We start from the raw sequence: 17,280 nt of genomic DNA, 5'->3' as shown, positions 1-17,280 counted from the left end.
TTCCGGGCCTGATCACTCGTTCCGCGCACCTGTGTAAGTCCATCTGTAGCTTGGTGGGGTCGGTCCTTTGTTCCGGCCCCCTTGCTGCGATTGCTCCCAGGCATGGGCCAGAATCCCGACCGAGCGTGACAGGCAGAAAAGACCCCGGGCAAGCGGCGGGGCAAAGCCAAGTTCAGCATAGATGACAGCCGTGGCGCCGTCGATGTTCATGGGCACGGGTTTGCCCTTTCGACGCATCAGCTCGGCCTCGATATCCGTCGCGATCTTCATGAACCGACCGTCGCAGGCCCCGTTGTCCACCGCGTTCTGCACCAATGCCATCAACCGAGGCGCACGCGGATCGGTCGGGGTGTGAAAGCGGTGCCCGAAGCCCGGCAGAATCTTCCCTTGGGTCGAGATCCATTCGTCCAGCGCGTCCCCCAGATCACCAGATCGCGCCTCGACGAAGTGGTAGAGCATGACGGCCTGCTCTCCGGCGCCACCATGCACATCACCCAGCATATTCACCGCGCTGGCCATCGCGTTGTTCAACGGCAGGCCGCAGGTGACAGCCATACGCGCAGTGGCAATGGACGGGGCTTGTGGCCCGTGATCCACAGCCGCAACCACAGCCGCCTCGAACAGATGGGCCTGTGCTTGTGTCGGTTTGTCACCGCGCACCAGGAACCAGATCATTTCGGCAAAGCTGATATGGCCGATCAGATCCTCAATCGGCTCTCCGCGCAGTGCGATGCGTCCGGGTTCCATGTCGATGATGGAGGTTTGCCACCAGTCCGAGACGTCGCTCATAGGATCCCCTTTTGTTTCAAATCGTCGATTTCGGCCTGTGTTAGGCCCAATTCAGACCAGATCGTCGTATTGTCGGCACCCAGATCCGGCGGTGCAGTTTCAGGCATGTTGCGCTGCCCGTCCATAACCACCGGACTGCCGGCAAGACGCATCTTTTCACCGTGAATCGAGACTGTGCCGATCATCCCTCGCCCGGCAAGTTGATCGTCATCCAGCGCATCAGGCACCGACAGGACTTGGCCCGCGGGTACGCCCAGCGCGTTCAGCTCAGCCACCCAAGCTTCAGATGGCCGGGTACGCAGCATAGCCTCCAACACGTCACGCAGTGCAACCCGGTTCGCCTTGCGGTCTTCACGGGTTGCGAAATCGGGATGGGTCAGCAGATCATCGCGACCCAGATGTGTCGCCAGTGCTTGCCATTGTTCATCGCGATTAGCAGCAATGTTGATCGGCTTGTCAGCGGTCGCAAACGTGCCGGAGGGGGCCGATGTTGTGTTTTCATTGCCATGCGCAGCCGGGCGCACACCTCCGACAAGATAGTTCGACACGACCCATCCCATCGTCGAGATCACTGCCTCGGACATGGCCACGTCCAGAAAAGTTCCGCGCGGATTGGCATTCAGGGCAGAGCTGATCGCAAAAGCAGCGGTCAGCCCACCCACCGTATCGGCCAGAGGATAGCCCACACGGTAGGGCGCAGTATCCGGCGCGCCAGTGATCGACATGACACCGCTGATCCCCTGAACGATCTGATCATAGGCCGGATCATCTCGGCGCGGACCGTCCTGACCAAAGCCGCTGATGGCGCAATAGATCAGGCCGGGATTTTCTTTGCGCAGGACGTCATAGCCCAATTCCAGCCGGTCCATAACGCCGGGCCTGAAGTTCTCGACCAGCACATCGGCTGTTTGAACCAGCCGCTTGAGCAGCGCTTTGCCTTTCTGGGCCTTTAGATCCAGGGTGACGGATTTCTTGTTGGCGTTCTGGGCCAGAAAGCTGATGCCCATACCGGATTTGTTGCGCGCTGGATCGGCCCCCAATACACGCGCCAAGTCTCCTGCTCCGGGCCGTTCTACCTTGATGACTTCGGCCCCCATCAAGGCCAGTTGGTAACAACAATAGGGGCCTGCCAGCACATTGGTCAGGTCGAGAACCCGAACACCAGTTAGCGGATCAGTCGCCATCAGCCACACCAGCGGCACGCGCACGAGCTCGTCGTGCGCGATAGCTGGGCAGAAGCACCAAGAGTACAGCAACCACAAGCAGGCCCAATGTCATGGGGCGTTCCCAGATAAACGCGATGCCATCATACAACTGCATGGATCTTGCAAAATTGTCCTCCATCATCCCGCCAAGGATGAAGCCGATAAGCAATGGCGCCAGCGGGTAATCGGCAAACTTCAATGCGGTGGCGCAGATTCCGAAACCGACAAGGATCAACAGCTCGGTCGCATTGTTCTGACCGATATAGGCCCCCATCAGCGTGAAAAACAAAATGAACGGGATCAGGTAGTTACGCGGGATCGCAAGTACCTTGGCGATATACGGGATCAGCGGAAGATTCAGGATCAGCAAAACCAGGTTGCCAATGAACATCGACATGATGACCGCCCAGAAAATCTGCGGTTCGTCGATCATCAGGCGTGGGCCCGGTGTAACGTTCAGGGCAATCAATGCTCCCAAAAGAATGGCGGTTGTTCCTGAGCCCGGAATTCCCAAAGTCAGCAAAGGAACAAATGAGCCCGTGCAAGCGGCGTTGTTGGCCGTTTCGGGAGCTGCCAGACCTTTGATCGAGCCCTTGCCGAATTCTTCCTGCTCTTCCTTCGGTGCAATGTTGCGTTCGACGGCATAGCCAAGGAAGCTGGCGATTGTTGCACCCGCTCCGGGTAGAACCCCGATAAAGAAACCCTGTACCGACTGACGTCCGACAACAGGCGCAATGGCTTTTGCCTCGTCCTTGGTGATCCTAAGATCTTTGATCTCTCCCTCATCCCCTTTCAGATCTTTGGGTTTGAGGACAAGAAACAGCGCCTCTGGCAAGGCGAACATGGCCATCGCCAGGGTGATGAAACCAAAGCCTGACTGCAAGTCCATGATACCCATCGTAAAGCGGGGCAGATTGAACAAGGCGCCTTCGCCAACGGTGGCCATGATCAGACCCAGAATCGTCATGATTATTGCTTTGGCCACTTGGCCCGACCCAGCAAAAGCGGCAATCGCAGATAATCCGACAACCATCAGCGCGAAATATTCGGCCGAGTGAAACAACAGGGCGACTGAAGACAAGGCAGGTGCGAAGACCATCAAGAGAACAGCCCCCAACGTCCCGCCTGCGAAACTTGCGACCGCAGCGACGGTCAGAGCTTTGCCCGCCTTACCCTGACGCGCCATCGGATATCCGTCAAAACTGGAAGCGACGGTACCGGCAACCCCCGGTGCGTTCAGCAGGATGGACGACGTGGACCCGCCAAAGATGGCGCCGTAGTACACCCCTGCCAGCAAGATCAGAGCCGCCGAAGGGTCGCCCATCGAAATCGCCACAGGGATCATGATCGCAATGATCGACATCGGGCCCAGACCGGGCAGCATTCCGATGAACGTGCCGATGAGACACCCGGCAATAACCATAAGCAGGTTCTGAATGGAAAAAGCCGTCTGCAGGCCGATCAGAAGTCCTTCAAGCATGTCAACCTCCGAAAATGCCCGGCAAGGGGCGCATATAGATGCCAAGAACCTCTTGGACCAAATACCAGACAGCACCGGTTGCAATCAGCGCGACAGGCAACATGACATGCCACTTTCGCTCACCCAGAATGAACGAACCGAGTATCAGAAAGGCTGATGTCGAGATCAGGAAGCCGACCGGACGCAAGCAAAGCGCGTAAACGACCATAAGAACAAGCAGCGTGACAGCCTGACCCAGGTGGTAGTCACCCAACCGGCGATAGTCGATTTCGGCCTCTTTCAACTCGCTGTTTTCAAAGCCCAGAAGGATGATCGTTGATGCAATGATACCGAGAACCGACAGCACTTTGGGGAAGGTGCTGGGCCAAATCGGATTTCGCTGCATGAAGGGAGGCAGAGCACCGTCCATGGTAAACCAAGCCGCGTACCCATATGTCAAACATATGCCCAGTAGAATGAGCGCGATCCAGCGATCCAGCGCCATGGTGTCCCCTCCCCGAAATTCTTGCGGCAGAGCGGAGATCCGCTCTGCCTGGTTGTTGTCTTAGAGGAAGCCCAGCTTCTTCATCAGGTCGCTGATTTGCTTTTCCTGATCCTCAAGAAACGCCTCGAAGTCAGCGCCAGAGTTGTGGATGTTTACCCAGCCATTGCGCGAACGTACTTCTTCCCATTCGGGCGTATCGTACATCTTGGTAATGGCCTCTTGGTAGGCAACCAGCTTTTCTTCGGGCAGGCCCGGAGCAGCAAAGAAGCCACGCCAGTTGACGAAGGTGGTATCGATACCCTGTTCCTTCATGGTCTGTGCATCTGGTGCCGCATCGACACGTTCGTCCGATGTTACGCCGATGATTTTGACTTCACCTTGGTTGGCCAGATCCACGGCTTCGGAGAAACCAGTCGACAGAGCGGCGATTTCACCCGATAGCAGGGCGGCCATTGCCTTACCGCCTGCGTCGTAAGGGATGTATTTGACACCCAACGCATCTTTTCCAGCCGCTTCCATCACCATGGCAGCAACCAGATGGTCCATACCGCCGGGCACAGAACCGCCACCGATGGCTGTTGCGCCGGGATCGTCATCATAGGCTGCCAGCAAATCTGCCATCGAGTTGATCGGGCTGTCTTTTCCGACAACGATGGCAGCGTAATCACCGATCGTGCCCGACACCAGCGTCAGGTCCCGGAAGTTGTGAGGGAAAACACCGGTCAGTGAGCGGATCACAATTGGTGTTGAATTCACCATCAAGGTACCGTGGTTGCTTTCTGCGTTTTCAATCAAAAAGCCGATAGCTTTACCGCCGCCGCCACCCGACATGTTTTCATAAGATGCGGTGCCAACAAGGCCTGCATTGGTCAACGCCTCACCGGTACCGCGTGCGGTGCCGTCCCAGCCGCCACCGGCGCCGCCTGGGATGAGAAAGTGGATGCTATCCACAACCTGGTGCCCATCCGCCAGAGCGGGGCCACTTAGGCCAAATGCGGCCACAGCTGCGATTAGGGCCCGACGGCCCAGTTTCAATGTTGTCATGATGTCCTCCCATTTGACAATCGGCCGTTTGACGGCTCAGACTGTTGCGATCCTAAACATATGAACCTGACATCAACCTGTCACGGTCGCGAAGATTTCCTGAGGCTTATGAAATTTCTTCTTGTAGAAGATAACCTGGACCTGGCGAACGCCATCACGTCACGCATGCGATTGGATGGTCATGTCGTTGATCATGCAGCGAAATTAGACGATGCCACGGCTTATGCAGAAGTCGAGGAATATGATCTGATCCTACTGGACATCATGCTGCCTGATGGTGACGGAAGAGAGTTCCTGGCACGCCACCGCGCCAGTGATCTAGACACACCGGTCATCGTTTTGACCGCGCGAAGTCAGGTTTCAGATCGAATCGGGTCGCTCGATATGGGGGCAGATGACTACGTCACAAAACCCTTCGATCATGCCGAGCTTGAGGCGCGCTGTCGTGCGGTGTTGCGGCGGAAATCGGGTAATGCGAAATCCAGGATCGAAGTTGGAGGGATCGTTTTCGACCCGGTTGCCGGTCACTTTTCGGTCGGCGGTCGCGACATCTCGCTACGAAACCGCGAGTTAAGGCTGATGGAGCTGTTCATAAATGCTCCGGGTCAGGTTTTTTCCAAGCAGAAACTGGCCGATAGGCTGTTCACCTATGATGACAATGTTTCTGACAACGCGATTGAAGTTTACGTCGGGCGGTTGCGAAAACACCTCGAAGCTTCGGACTTGAAGATAACGACCCTACGGGGGTTGGGCTACAGGTTGGATCATGACGGATAGCCCCACTGTCTCTGGGTCGCTAAGAAACCGCCTTGTTTTGACACTGATCGGTGGTGCGGCGATACTGGCAATCCTGCTATTTCTTGCAGTGCGCAGCTATGCAGCGCGCGTAGCCCAGCAAGGTCAGGATAATATTCTGAGCGCCTCTGTAGCTTCGATCCTCGACGCGGCCGCGATCCGGGATGGGCAACTTGAAATCGACATCCCTTATGCGGCGTTTTCAATGCTGACAACACCGTCGGACGATCGCGTGTTCTATGCCATCTATCAGGATGGCGCGTTCATTTCCGGATATGATGAGTTGCAAGTTGACGAACCAGTCGCACAGGCAAATTGGACGTTCCAATCAACGGAAATGCGCGGTGAAAGCATTCGCCAGGTGAATGCGGGGCGAACTTTGGTCGGGCTTGGAAAACAGACTCAGATCGAAGTGGCGCTTGGCCAAACCCAGGACGCGTTGTCCCAAACCATGGATCAGATTTCACGCAATGCCGCGTTTCTGGGAATTGGGTTCTTTCTGTTGGCTGCCTGCCTGTCCTTTTGGGTCGCGTCAACGACCATTGGTCAGCTGAATAAATTGACGACCTCGGTCACCCGCCGGGGGCCCCAGGACCTCAGCCCGTTTCGCAAGCCTGTCCCGCGTGAAATGGCACCGTTGGTGACCTCGTTGAATTCTTTGATGGGGCGGTTGGATCAGTCGCTTGGTCAGTCTGAAGACTTCATTGCCGAAGCAGCCCATCGCGTGCGTACGCCATTGGCGACTGTCAGGTCTTATGCCGAAGCGACGCTTCATCGTGTCGAACGCAAAGAGAATCGCGAAGCGTTGCGGGCCATGGTGCGCGCAATTGACGAAAGCTCTCGTGCGGCTGGGCAATTGCTGGACCACGCCATGATTACGTTTCGTGCCGATCATCTGGAGCGTGAAGACATCGACCTTGTTGTATTGACCAAGGATCTTGTCCAGCGGCTGACACCCATAGCGGAGATGAGAGAGCTCACGTTATCGCTGACCGGAGCGCGGGCTGTACCCTATTCCGGTGATCCGATCCTGTTGCAAAACGCGGTGCGGAATATGATCGATAATGCGTTGAAATACGCCCCTGTGGACAGCACGGTCGTCATAGACGTCAGGGCAGACCCAAATGTTCAGATTAAGGTCAGCGATGCTGGCCCTGGGTTTCCGTCAGAAGAAATCGACATGCTGACAAGACGATTTGAACGCGGGCAGAATGCGACCGGAACAATTGGTTCTGGATTGGGTTTGACCATCGCGCAAGACGTGGCCACCGCACATGGCGGCACATTGGAGTTGTCAAACAAGCCAGAGGGCGGCGCATGCGTTATCTTATCGCTGTAATCCTGCTTCTCTTGCCCCTTTGTGCGTCAGCCGATGATTGGGAAGAGCGTTTTGTGTTCAATGAGGGTGCCGAGGGGCCGCAATTGCGCGTTATTTCCAGCACCGACACCTTGCTTTTTGCTCCATTTATCGAAGGATTTGTCGCAGAAAACCCCCTGATCAGTGTCGAATACCTGGTGACCGGCTCGGCGGATATCGACCGGCGGGTGCGGGCAAATCCCAGTGCATTCGATGTGATTATCTCAAGCGCAATGGACTTGCAGCTAAAGCTTGCAAATGACGGTTTTGCGCTTCGGCTGGAAGATGTGGAGGTTCCACCATGGACACAATGGCACCATAGCCTTTTCGCCTTTACCTCTGAACCCGCTACGATTGTTATCAATCGTTCTGCTTTCGAAGGACGCGCGTTACCTGAAACCCGTCAGGACTTGATCGAAGCGATGCGCGAACGGCCTGACATGTTTCGCGGCAAAATCGGAACATATGATGTTCGAGAATCGGGTTTGGGTTATCTATTTGCTACACAGGATTCTCGTGTCTCGGAAACCTATTGGCGCTTGATGGAAATCATGGGGGGTCTGCGAGTTAAGCTTTATTGCTGCTCGGGCGACATGATTTCAGATCTTGTGGAGGGTAAGATTCACGTCGCATATAATGTGCTTGGCAGCTATGCGAGCGCGCAGGCCGAAGGGCAGGATGCCCTGGAAGTCATTCTGCCGTCAGATTTTCAAACAACCATGATGCGGACGGTGATGGTTTCCAGTGCGACCCAATCAGTTCAGGCCGCTCAGCAGTTCTTGCGGTATCTTGTTTCGGACAGACCAAATGAGTCCACCACTCAATCGCCCCTTCCTTTGCTGGTTGCGGAGGACACTGTGAGCGAACAGGAAACCATTGGGCTGAACCCTGCCCTGTTGACGTTTCTGGATAGCCTGAAGAGGAAAAAGTTCATCTCAGCCTGGGAAAACGCCGTCATTCAATAGTTGCGTGCCTTTGTCCTTGGCTCTCAGATTGTCGTGCTGTGATCGGTTTGCTAACGTCACGCTTGCGTCAGGGAGGAAGCGCAAACGCGATGCTGGATTATTCGCATAACGGCTGGCTTGTGGCGGCCTCGTTGGCGGTGGCGCTGATGGCCGGATTCACCGGCCTCTACCTGACCCATGGCGCCTCCAAGTTAGAGCCGCAACGGCGCAAGCTTGTGGTCGCATTGGCAGCGGTCATTCTGGGTGGTGGCATCTGGTCGATGCATTTTGTGGCCATGCTGGGCCTGCAATTGCCGATCCTGTTCTACTATGACGCGCTGATCACGCTGATATCGGCCTTGGTTGCGATCCTGATGGTTGGGTTGGCATTGCTTGTTCTGCATTTCCGGCCGCGCACGTCGCAGACGATTATTGGATCGGGGATCATTGTCGGGTTGGGCATTGTGGTGATGCACTATATCGGCATGGCCGGAATGCAGCTCTGTCGCCCTGTCTACAACCTGCTTGATGTAGCTTTGTCGACACTGGCCTCGGTGATCCTGTCTGTGGCGGCCATCTGGGTGGCATATGGCAATCGAACTCAGCGTAATATCTTGCTGGGGACGATCTGTTTCGGGTTGGCCGTGTTCTCGATGCATTTCGTGGCAACGGGACTGACCGATTTTGTCGCCACCGGCAGCGCGGGTGGGGCGGGTCCAGCGCTGGACAATCAGATTCTGGCAATGGGCGTTACGGTTTCGGTTTTTTTGATCTGCGGTGCCTTTCTGTTGACCGGTATTTCGTTCATCGAACCCAAAGAGCAGCCTAGCCTAGAACCCGTGCCGAAGCCGGCGACCTTGCGCGCGGGTGTACCGTTTGAGCGGGAAGGGCAGACCTTTTTCACCGAACCTGCAAGTATTGCCGCCATCCGGGCCGAGGGGCACTACACCGTTCTCTACATGGGATCTGAGAAATTATTCTGTCCCTGGTCGATCACCGAGGCGGCGACCCGTTTGAAACCGGACGGGTTCCTGCGCGCGCATCGCAGTTATCTGGTCAATCCCAAACACGTCTCTAGCTTTGAGCGGCACAAGGACAATGGCACCTGCTATTTCGACGGGGTTGATGCGTTGGCCAAGGTGCCTGTCAGCCGATCACGCCTGACGGATATTCGCGAAGCGCTGGGCCTCTGATCGCAGCTCGTGCAGCTTATTCGCATTTCGTGAAACAAGCTGCGCGCCCGGTTTCTGTCTGCTGGATCGCCTACGCGCGTCATCCTTTCCTTGTTCCAGGTCCCCCAAGGCATACCGCTCGGACCCAGGGAGGAAAACATGATACCAGCCGGTTTTGAGTATCACCGGCCAGGCGACATCGCCTCGGCCATCGGCATTCTACAGGAACACGGAGATGAGGCGCGCGTGCTTGCGGGTGGGCACAGCCTGATCCCGATGATGAAGCTGCGCATGGCTGAGATGGGCCATCTGGTCGATTTGCAAGCCATTGAAGAACTGAAGGGCATCGAGGTCGGAGCCGACACGGTGTCATTGGGTGCGATGGTTACGCAGCATGAGTTGATCACCCATGACGGGCTGGCCTCGGCGATCCCGCTGATCCGCGAGGCCGCGTTGCAGATCGCCGATCCGCAGGTCCGCTATGTCGGCACTGTAGGGGGCAATGTGGCCAATGGTGATCCGGGCAACGACATGCCGGGGCTTATGCAATGCCTGAACGCCACGTTTGATCTGTCTGGCCCCGATGGCAATCGCAGCGTCGCGGCGCGCGACTTCTATGAGGCTGCATATTTCACCGCGCGTGAGGATGAAGAGATCCTGACCCGCATTCATATCCCCGTGCCTGGTGCAGCTGTCGGGCAGGCCTATGAAAAGCAAAAGCGCAAGATCGGAGATTATGCCACTGCCGCGGCTGCGGTGATGGTCGGCAATGGCACGGCCTCGGTCGCGATGACCAATCTGGCCGATACGCCGGTCTGGTCCGAGGGTGCCAGCGCGGCGCTCGCAAGTGGCGATGTCGAGGGCTGCGTTGCCGCAATGCTCGACGCGATTGACCCGGTGGCTGACAATCGCGGCCCCGTCGAATTCAAGAAACACGTGGCTGCGGTGATGTTGCGCCGCGCCATCGACCGCGCACAAAGCCGCGCGGGTTGAGGGGAGGAACAACAAATGTCGAAAATGCACGTCAAACTCACCGTGAACGGCAAGCAGGTCGAAGGTCTGGCCGAGCCGCGCACGCTGCTGATCCATTTCCTGCGGGAAGATTTGAAAATCACCGGGCCTCATATCGGCTGCGAAACCAGCCATTGCGGGGCCTGCACCGTGGATATCGATGGCAAGTCGGTCAAATCCTGCACAACTTTTGTGGCACAGGTGAACGGGGCGGATGTCACCACCGTCGAAGGCCTGACCAACGAGGACGGGAGCCTGGGTGTCATTCAGGAAATGTTCCGTGAACATCACGGGTTACAATGTGGCTTTTGCACGCCGGGCATGATCACCCGCGCGCATCGCCTGCTGCAGGAAAACCCGAACCCGACCGAGGAAGACATCCGTTTTGGCATGGCCGGGAACCTTTGCCGCTGTACCGGCTATCAGAACATCGTCAAGGCGATCTCGGCCTCGGCGGATATGTTGAATGCTCAGAAGGAGGCCGCGGAATGAACGACCAGACCATGACCCCCGAAGAACGCGCCGCCAACCTCAAAGGCATGGGCAGTTCGCGCAAACGCGTCGAGGATGTGCGGTTTACCCAGGGCAAAGGTAACTATGTAGATGACATCAAGCTGGACGGGATGCTGTTCGGCGACTTTGTCCGCTCGCCCTATGCCCATGCCCGCGTGGTGAGTGTAAACAAAGAGGCGGCGCTGGCGCTGCCCGGTGTGATTGCAGTACTGACCGCCGAAGACCTATCGCCGCTGGGTCTGCACTGGATGCCAACGTTGGCCGGTGACAAACAGATGGTGCTGGCCGATGGCAAAGTGCTGTTTCAGGGCCAGGAGGTCGCCTATGTCGTGGCCGAAGACCGTTATATCGCTGCGGATGCGGTGGAACTCGTCGAAGTCGAGTACGAGGAACTGCCGGTTCTGACCGACCCTTTCGAGGCACTGAAATCCGATGTGGTCCTGCGCGAAGACCTGGAAGGCCAGACCGAAGGCGCGCATGGCCCCCGTAAGCATCACAACCACATTTTCACATGGGAACAGGGCGACAAGGACGCGACCGAGGCAGTTCTGGCCGAGGCCGACGTGGTCGCCGAAGAGATGGTCTATTACCACCGGACCCATCCCTGCCCGCTGGAAACCTGCGGCTGTGTGGCCAGCATGGACAAGGTGACGGGCAAATTGACGCTGTACGGCACGTTTCAGGCGCCGCACGCGATCCGCACTGTTGTCTCGCTGATCTCGGGCGTGGCTGAACACAATATCCGTGTGATCAGTCCCGATATTGGCGGCGGATTCGGCAATAAGGTCGGGGCCTATGCGGGTTATGTCTGCTCGGTTGTGGCTTCGATCGTCACCGGCAAGCCTGTGAAGTGGGTCGAGGACAGGATGGAAAACCTTATGTCCACCGCCTTTGCCCGCGACTACTGGATGCAGGGCAAGATCGCGGCCACGAAGGACGGCAAGATCACCGGTTTGTGGTGCCATACCACGGCGGATCATGGCGGCTTTGACGCCTGTGCCGACCCGACCAAATTCCCGGCGGGGTTCATGAATATCTGCACCGGGTCCTACGACATCCCGACCGCTTATCTGGCTGTCGATGGGGTCTATACCAACAAGGCACCGGGTGGCGTAGCCTATCGCTGTTCCTTCCGCGTGACCGAGGCCGCCTATTTCATCGAACGCATGATCGAGGTGCTGGCCATCAAGTTGAACATGGACGCGGCAGAACTGCGCCGGATCAACTTCATCAAGGCCGATCAGTTCCCGTACCAATCTGCGCTGGGCTGGGAATATGACTCGGGCGATTACCACACGGCCTGGGACAAAGCGCTGAAAGCTGTGGACTATGACGGTCTGCGCGCAGAACAGGCGCAGCGGATCGAGGAGTTCAAAGCCGGTAAGACCCGTAAGCTGCTGGGGATTGGCCTGACGCATTTCACCGAAATCGTCGGGGCCGGGCCAGTTAAGAACTGCGATATCCTTGGGCTGGGCATGTTCGACAGCTGCGAAATCCGTATCCACCCAACCGGCTCTGCAATCGCGCGGTTGGGGACGATCAGCCAAGGTCAGGGCCATGCCACGACCTTCGCCCAGATCATCGCCAGCGAGATTGGCCTGCCCGCTGATGACATCACGCTGGAAGAGGGCGACACGGATACCGCGCCATACGGTCTTGGGACCTATGGGTCCCGGTCCACACCAGTGGCGGGGGCGGCAACGGCGATGGCCGCGCGCAAGATCCGCGCCAAGGCGCAGATGATCGCGGCCTATCTGCTTGAGGTTCATGACGACGACGTCGAATGGGATGTGGACCGCTTTGCCGTCAAAGGCGCGCCGGAGCGCTTCAAGACCATGAAAGAGATCGCCTTTGCAGCCTATAATCAGGCCATCCCGGGGCTGGAACCAGGGTTGGAGGCGGTCAGCTATTACGACCCGCCGAATATGACTTATCCGTTCGGGGCCTATATCTGTGTCATGGAGATTGACGTGGATACCGGCGAGTGGGAAGTGCGGCAGTTCTATGCACTGGATGATTGCGGCACGCGGATCAATCCGATGATCATCGAAGGGCAGGTGCATGGCGGTGTGACCGAAGCGTTGGCTATCGCGATGGGGCAAGAGATTGCCTATGACGAGATGGGCAATGTCAAAACCGGCACGTTGATGGACTTTTTCCTGCCAACAGCCTGGGAGACACCAAACTACACCACCGATCACACGGTAACGCCGTCGCCGCATCACCCGATTGGGGCCAAGGGCGTGGGAGAGAGCCCGAATGTGGGCGGTGTGCCCGCGTTCTCGAATGCTGTGCATGACGCGTTCCGGCCGTTTGGGTTGGTGCAAAGCCATATGCCGCATGATCATTGGCGGATCTGGAAGATCGCCAACGGGCTGGGGTTGCATGGGTGAATGGGTTCGGACCGGCTGACGCCGGTCCGACCGGACGGAGGGGGTTCCACCCCCTCCGAACCTCCCCCGTGATATTTTTGGCCAGATGAAGATGGGATCCTGGTTGTGACTTTGATGGAAGTGCAAAACGGATTGGCCGAACAGGGCTATGTCGCTGACGACCGCCTGGCGATGGCGCTGCATCTGGCGCGGGCCTTGGGGCGGCCTTTGTTGCTTGAGGGGCCTGCCGGTGTCGGCAAGACCGAGGTGGCCAAGGCGATGGCGGCGTGGTCTGAAACACAGCTGATCCGGTTGCAATGCTACGAAGGGCTGGATGCCAGCCACGCCATCTATGAGTGGAATTATCAGCGGCAGTTGCTGGCGATCCGAGCGAGCGAGGCGGATGGTGGTGTTGGGGAAGCGCAGTTGTTTTCTGATGAATACCTGCTGAAACGCCCTTTGTTAGAGGCTATTTCGCAAGACACATCTCCGGTTTTGCTGATTGATGAGATTGATAGGGCGGATGAGGAGTTTGAAGCTTATCTGCTGGAAATCCTCTCTGAGTATCAGATCACGATCCCTGAACTGGGTACGATCAAAGCACGCTCGCGACCGGTGGTGATCCTGACCGCAAACGGAACGCGGGATCTGTCGGACGCATTGCGGCGTAGATGTTTGTACAGCTTTCTGGATTATCCATCGCGCGAGACGGAATTGGCGATCCTGCGGGCGCGGATGCCCGAGGTCGAGGGGCTGTTGGCACGGCAGATCGTCGGCGTTGTGCAGGCCCTGCGCAGTGAGGATTTGGAGAAAACGCCCGGCATTGCAGAGATGCTGGATTGGGCGGCGGCTCTGTCCGGATTGGGTGTCAACGATTTGGCGCAATCGCGCGAGGCAGTGCAGGCTACTCTGGTCTGTCTGCTCAAGACGGCGGCGGACTATGACGCCGCCCCGCCCGAGGTGATGGACCGGCTGATCGGGAAGGTGGCGTGATGCAGGTGACGCGCTTTCCGGCTCGCGCGGCGGGTCTGGCCGACCGGATGGCGGGGTTTATTGCCCATCTGCGGATGAACGGGATGCGTGTGGGCCCGGCGGAAACCGGGGATGCGCTGGCGGCGCTTGCCGCGACCGAGGCAACCGATGCGGCGCAGGCGCGGCAAGCCTTGTGCGTTTTGTTGGCCGGGGATGCCGAGGACTGGCGGCGGTTTGATGAACTGTTCGATGCCTATTGGTTCAATGCGGGCAAGCAACGGCAGGGCACGGCTCAGTCGTCTCATGTGCGGGTGCAATCGGCAAAGCCGATGATTTGGCAAGGATTGAACCAAGACACGGACAATTCCCAGACGGGCTCTGATCAGGCGGCCACCATTCCCGATCCGGGTGATGGAGAAGGTGAAGGAACGGATGGGCGGTTGATGGCGACCCAAACAGCCAACCTGTCGCGCCGGGATCTGCGCGAGTTGATGGATGAACAGTCTCTTAAACAGGCGGAACAGGCCGCTTTGGCGCTGGCGCGGGCGATGCGCGACCGCCGTTCGCGTCGGCGCAAACAGGCGCTCCGAGGTCCCGCTCTGGATATGCGGCGGATACAGCGGGCCAGTCTGGCGCGCGGAGGAGAGCCGTTGGACCTCTATCGCCGTTCGCGGCCTCCGCGCCCGATGCGGATTGTGGCGCTGTGCGATGTCAGCGGGTCGATGACCGTTTATGCGCGGGTGTTTCTTGCTTTCCTTAAGGGGTTGATCGGTAGTGGAGCCGAGGCGGATGCCTATCTTTTCCACACACGGTTGATGCGGGTTACGGATGCTTTGCGCGACCATGACACGCTGCGCGCCGCCGGGCGGTTGTCGCTGATGGCCGAGGGGTTTGGTGGTGGCACCGATATCTCGGGTAGTCTGGACAGATTTCTAAACGGCTATGGCGCGCGCGCTCTGAACGGGCGCACCATCGTTCTGATCCTGTCGGATGGCTATTGCAGTTCAGACCCCGAAGCGCTGGGCGCGGTTCTGGCGCGCATTCAGCGCAAAGCGCGACGGGTCGTCTGGCTCAACCCGCTGAAAGGATGGCAGAACTACGAACCCATAGCTGCGGCCATGCAGGCAGCGCTGCCTCATCTGGATGCCCATCTACCGGCAAATACTCTGGACGCATTGGCCGCGCTTGAACCTGAATTTCGGAAACTGTGAAGGAACTAGCCTATGCCCGGTTTTGACATTTTCGATACAATCGACACGCTGCGGGAAAAGGGTCAGGCTTTCTGCGTGGCTACGGTGTTGCGGACGGCGGATGCGACCTCGGCCAAAGCGGGGGCCAAAGCTGCGATCACGCGAGATGGCCAGATACTGGGGCATCTGGGTGGCGCTTGCGTGCAACGGGCGGTGCGGGTTTCGGCCCAAGAGGCGCTGGCAGAAGGCGCACCCCGGATGATCCGGGTGAAACCGTCAAGCAAGGTGGTGACCATGGCAGACCCGGATGATGTGCACATGTTCAACAGTGGCTGTCCGTCTGGCGGTACGGTCGATCTGCTGGTCGAGCCTTATCAGCACGCGCATCGGCTGGTCTTGTTTGGGGACACGCCGATCGCCAAGGCGCTGGCGGCTCATGCGGCGCTTGCCGGATTCAGGGTCTGTGTCGCGCAAGGCACCGAATGGTCCTCGGATATCCTCGCGTTTGACGCAGAGGACATGGCCTCCCTGGGAATCGAAGCGCGCGACTTCGTGGTCGTCGCGTCACAAGGCCATGCAGACGCTGCGGCATTGCAAACCGCCTTGGAATCTCCGGCGCGTCGGGTGTCGATGGTGGCAAGCCACCGCAAGGCAAGGGTTCTGGGCGACAAGTTGATCGCAAAGGGTATGGCCGCAAAGCGGGTTTCGCAACTGAAGGCGCCTGCCGGGTTGGACATTCGCGCGGTCGATCCACACGAAATCGCCTTGTCGATCCTCGCCGAGATCATCCGCTGGCGGAACACGGATAGCGAAAGGGAGGTGTCAGATGATGAAAAACTTGCTTGAATGGGTGCGCAAACTGTGGCCAGAACGCCCGGAACAATCTGCAGAAGACGCCACGCAAGAGGCACTTCGTGTCTATCCAAGATGCTGTTGAACAAAGGAAAGTCGAATGGAACTGAGTGACGAAATTCGGATCACCGCCCCGCGTGACGTTGTCTATGAAGCGCTGAACAACCCAGAGATATTGCGCGAGTGTATCCCGGGTTGTGAGGAACTCACACAATCCGAGCCCAATCATCTGGAAGCCAAGGTTGTTCTGAAAATCGGCCCCGTCAAAGCGAAATTCGCCGGTGAGGTCACGCTGGACACAACCAACGCGCCAGACGGGTTTTCTTTGATGGGCGAGGGCAAAGGTGGTGCGGCTGGGTTCGCCAAAGGCGGTGCAGACGTTACCCTGACCGAAGATGGTGACGAAACCATCCTCGCCTACACTGCGAAGGTCGATGTCGGCGGAAAGATCGCTCAACTCGGCAGCCGCTTGATTGCGGGAACGGCCAAAAAGCTGTCGGGCAAGTTCTTTACAAAGTTTGGTGAGATCGTGTCGGAACAGGCTGTTGGCTGACGGGGAATAGGTGTCAGCGCAGAATACCCTGCTGCGCTGTCACACGATGGCGCAGCATTCGAAATCAAAAAACGTAAGTTCTTGGATTTGGGGATTTGGTGTCTAAGAGAGACACCTAATTCCTGTTTCACCAGGTGTCATGGTTTTGTTTAGCATAGCATTTTCAGTAACTTAAATATTCTACTGCATTCCACTCTTCCCCAGAGTCTACTATTTATCGAGGATGGATTGAGAGGTGGGTTAATGCCTCGTCCTTTGAGCAGGCACAGCGCATAATATCAAAGGAAGCAAGTTACACCTCTTAAGGGATGTTGCGTTGGATGCATTCGGAAGCCGAAAGGCCGAACTCAAACGCGAGGGCAAGGCTGGGCGCTGGTAAACGTCAGGTACATCACGTTCAGAAAGGCAAAGACTCCCGAGGGGCGCAACGTCAATATCAGCGCGCTTAGGCACCACCGATCTGAGCGCATTCGCCTGATGGTACTGTCCCTATAACGGCAACGAATGCGAACGCCATAAGCTCTGCCCAATTCAGCAAAAACCCGCG

General features: G+C 57.6%; 16 protein-coding genes. 11 read left to right on the top strand and 5 right to left on the bottom strand.

Annotated elements, in window-relative coordinates:
* Positions 1–12: 12 nt before the first annotated feature.
* The 5 genes from GOW40_RS21220 to GOW40_RS21200 are packed head-to-tail and all read right to left on the bottom strand — an operon-like array spanning position 13 to position 5,002.
* Positions 13–789 (bottom strand): citryl-CoA lyase, encoded by a 777-nt coding sequence (locus GOW40_RS21220; RefSeq protein ID WP_171133828.1) that lies wholly within the window; start codon positions 787–789, stop codon positions 13–15.
* Entirely contained in the window at positions 786–1,973 is a 1,188-nt protein-coding gene (locus tag GOW40_RS21215) for a CaiB/BaiF CoA-transferase family protein (RefSeq protein WP_171133829.1), read from the bottom strand. The genes GOW40_RS21220 and GOW40_RS21215 overlap by 4 nt, the downstream gene beginning before the upstream one ends.
* The gene (locus GOW40_RS21210) at positions 1,963–3,474 is read right to left on the bottom strand and encodes a tripartite tricarboxylate transporter permease (RefSeq protein ID WP_171133830.1); all 1,512 of its coding nucleotides are present in this window, start codon (positions 3,472–3,474) and stop codon (positions 1,963–1,965) included. The genes GOW40_RS21215 and GOW40_RS21210 overlap by 11 nt, the downstream gene beginning before the upstream one ends.
* Position 3,475: 1 nt before the next feature.
* Complete coding sequence (locus tag GOW40_RS21205) at positions 3,476–3,958, bottom strand: tripartite tricarboxylate transporter TctB family protein (protein WP_171133831.1); 483 nt, start codon at positions 3,956–3,958, stop codon at positions 3,476–3,478.
* Between the two features lie 60 nt (positions 3,959–4,018).
* Positions 4,019–5,002 (bottom strand): tripartite tricarboxylate transporter substrate binding protein, encoded by a 984-nt coding sequence (locus GOW40_RS21200; protein WP_171133832.1) that lies wholly within the window; start codon positions 5,000–5,002, stop codon positions 4,019–4,021.
* Positions 5,003–5,110: 108 nt separating this feature from the next.
* Between GOW40_RS21200 and GOW40_RS21195 the strand changes: the two genes are divergently transcribed.
* The 11 genes from GOW40_RS21195 to GOW40_RS21145 all read left to right on the top strand — a co-directional run bounded on the left by GOW40_RS21195 (position 5,111) and on the right by GOW40_RS21145 (position 16,733).
* Positions 5,111–5,779 (top strand): response regulator transcription factor, encoded by a 669-nt coding sequence (locus GOW40_RS21195; protein WP_171098112.1) that lies wholly within the window; start codon positions 5,111–5,113, stop codon positions 5,777–5,779.
* Complete coding sequence (locus GOW40_RS21190; RefSeq protein WP_171133833.1) at positions 5,769–7,136, top strand: sensor histidine kinase; 1,368 nt, start codon at positions 5,769–5,771, stop codon at positions 7,134–7,136. The genes GOW40_RS21195 and GOW40_RS21190 overlap by 11 nt, the downstream gene beginning before the upstream one ends.
* Complete coding sequence (locus GOW40_RS21185) at positions 7,115–8,119, top strand: ABC transporter substrate-binding protein (protein ID WP_171133834.1); 1,005 nt, start codon at positions 7,115–7,117, stop codon at positions 8,117–8,119. Before GOW40_RS21190 ends, GOW40_RS21185 begins: the two co-directional genes overlap by 22 nt.
* Before the next feature lie 89 nt (positions 8,120–8,208).
* Positions 8,209–9,291, top strand: a complete 1,083-nt coding sequence (locus GOW40_RS21180) for an MHYT domain-containing protein (protein ID WP_171133835.1) — start codon at positions 8,209–8,211, stop codon at positions 9,289–9,291.
* 138 nt (positions 9,292–9,429) lie between these two features.
* On the top strand, positions 9,430–10,263 hold the full coding sequence (locus tag GOW40_RS21175) for a xanthine dehydrogenase family protein subunit M (protein ID WP_171097296.1): 834 nt from the start codon (positions 9,430–9,432) through the stop codon (positions 10,261–10,263).
* Between the two features lie 15 nt (positions 10,264–10,278).
* Positions 10,279–10,773: a (2Fe-2S)-binding protein gene (locus tag GOW40_RS21170; RefSeq protein ID WP_171097294.1), complete on the top strand. Its 495-nt coding sequence runs from the start codon at positions 10,279–10,281 to the stop codon at positions 10,771–10,773.
* On the top strand, positions 10,770–13,187 hold the full coding sequence (locus GOW40_RS21165; RefSeq protein WP_171133836.1) for an aerobic carbon-monoxide dehydrogenase large subunit: 2,418 nt from the start codon (positions 10,770–10,772) through the stop codon (positions 13,185–13,187). The genes GOW40_RS21170 and GOW40_RS21165 overlap by 4 nt, the downstream gene beginning before the upstream one ends.
* Positions 13,188–13,301: 114 nt before the next feature.
* Positions 13,302–14,159 (top strand): MoxR family ATPase, encoded by an 858-nt coding sequence (locus tag GOW40_RS21160; RefSeq protein ID WP_171133839.1) that lies wholly within the window; start codon positions 13,302–13,304, stop codon positions 14,157–14,159.
* Positions 14,159–15,349, top strand: coding sequence for a VWA domain-containing protein (locus tag GOW40_RS21155; protein ID WP_171133837.1), 1,191 nt, complete (start codon positions 14,159–14,161; stop codon positions 15,347–15,349). The genes GOW40_RS21160 and GOW40_RS21155 overlap by 1 nt, the downstream gene beginning before the upstream one ends.
* A gap of 12 nt (positions 15,350–15,361) precedes the next feature.
* A complete protein-coding gene (locus GOW40_RS21150; RefSeq protein WP_171133838.1) occupies positions 15,362–16,174 on the top strand; it encodes an XdhC family protein in 813 nt (270 codons plus the stop codon).
* 106 nt (positions 16,175–16,280) lie between these two features.
* Positions 16,281–16,733, top strand: a complete 453-nt coding sequence (locus GOW40_RS21145) for a carbon monoxide dehydrogenase subunit G (protein WP_171097285.1) — start codon at positions 16,281–16,283, stop codon at positions 16,731–16,733.
* Positions 16,734–17,280 lie beyond the last annotated feature (547 nt).

The sequence above is a fragment of the Ruegeria sp. HKCCA6707 genome, from assembly GCF_013033515.1.
Classification (GTDB): domain Bacteria; phylum Pseudomonadota; class Alphaproteobacteria; order Rhodobacterales; family Rhodobacteraceae; genus Ruegeria.
Note: the sequence above shows the minus strand (reverse complement) of the source record. Positions and strands in the feature narration are given on the sequence as shown.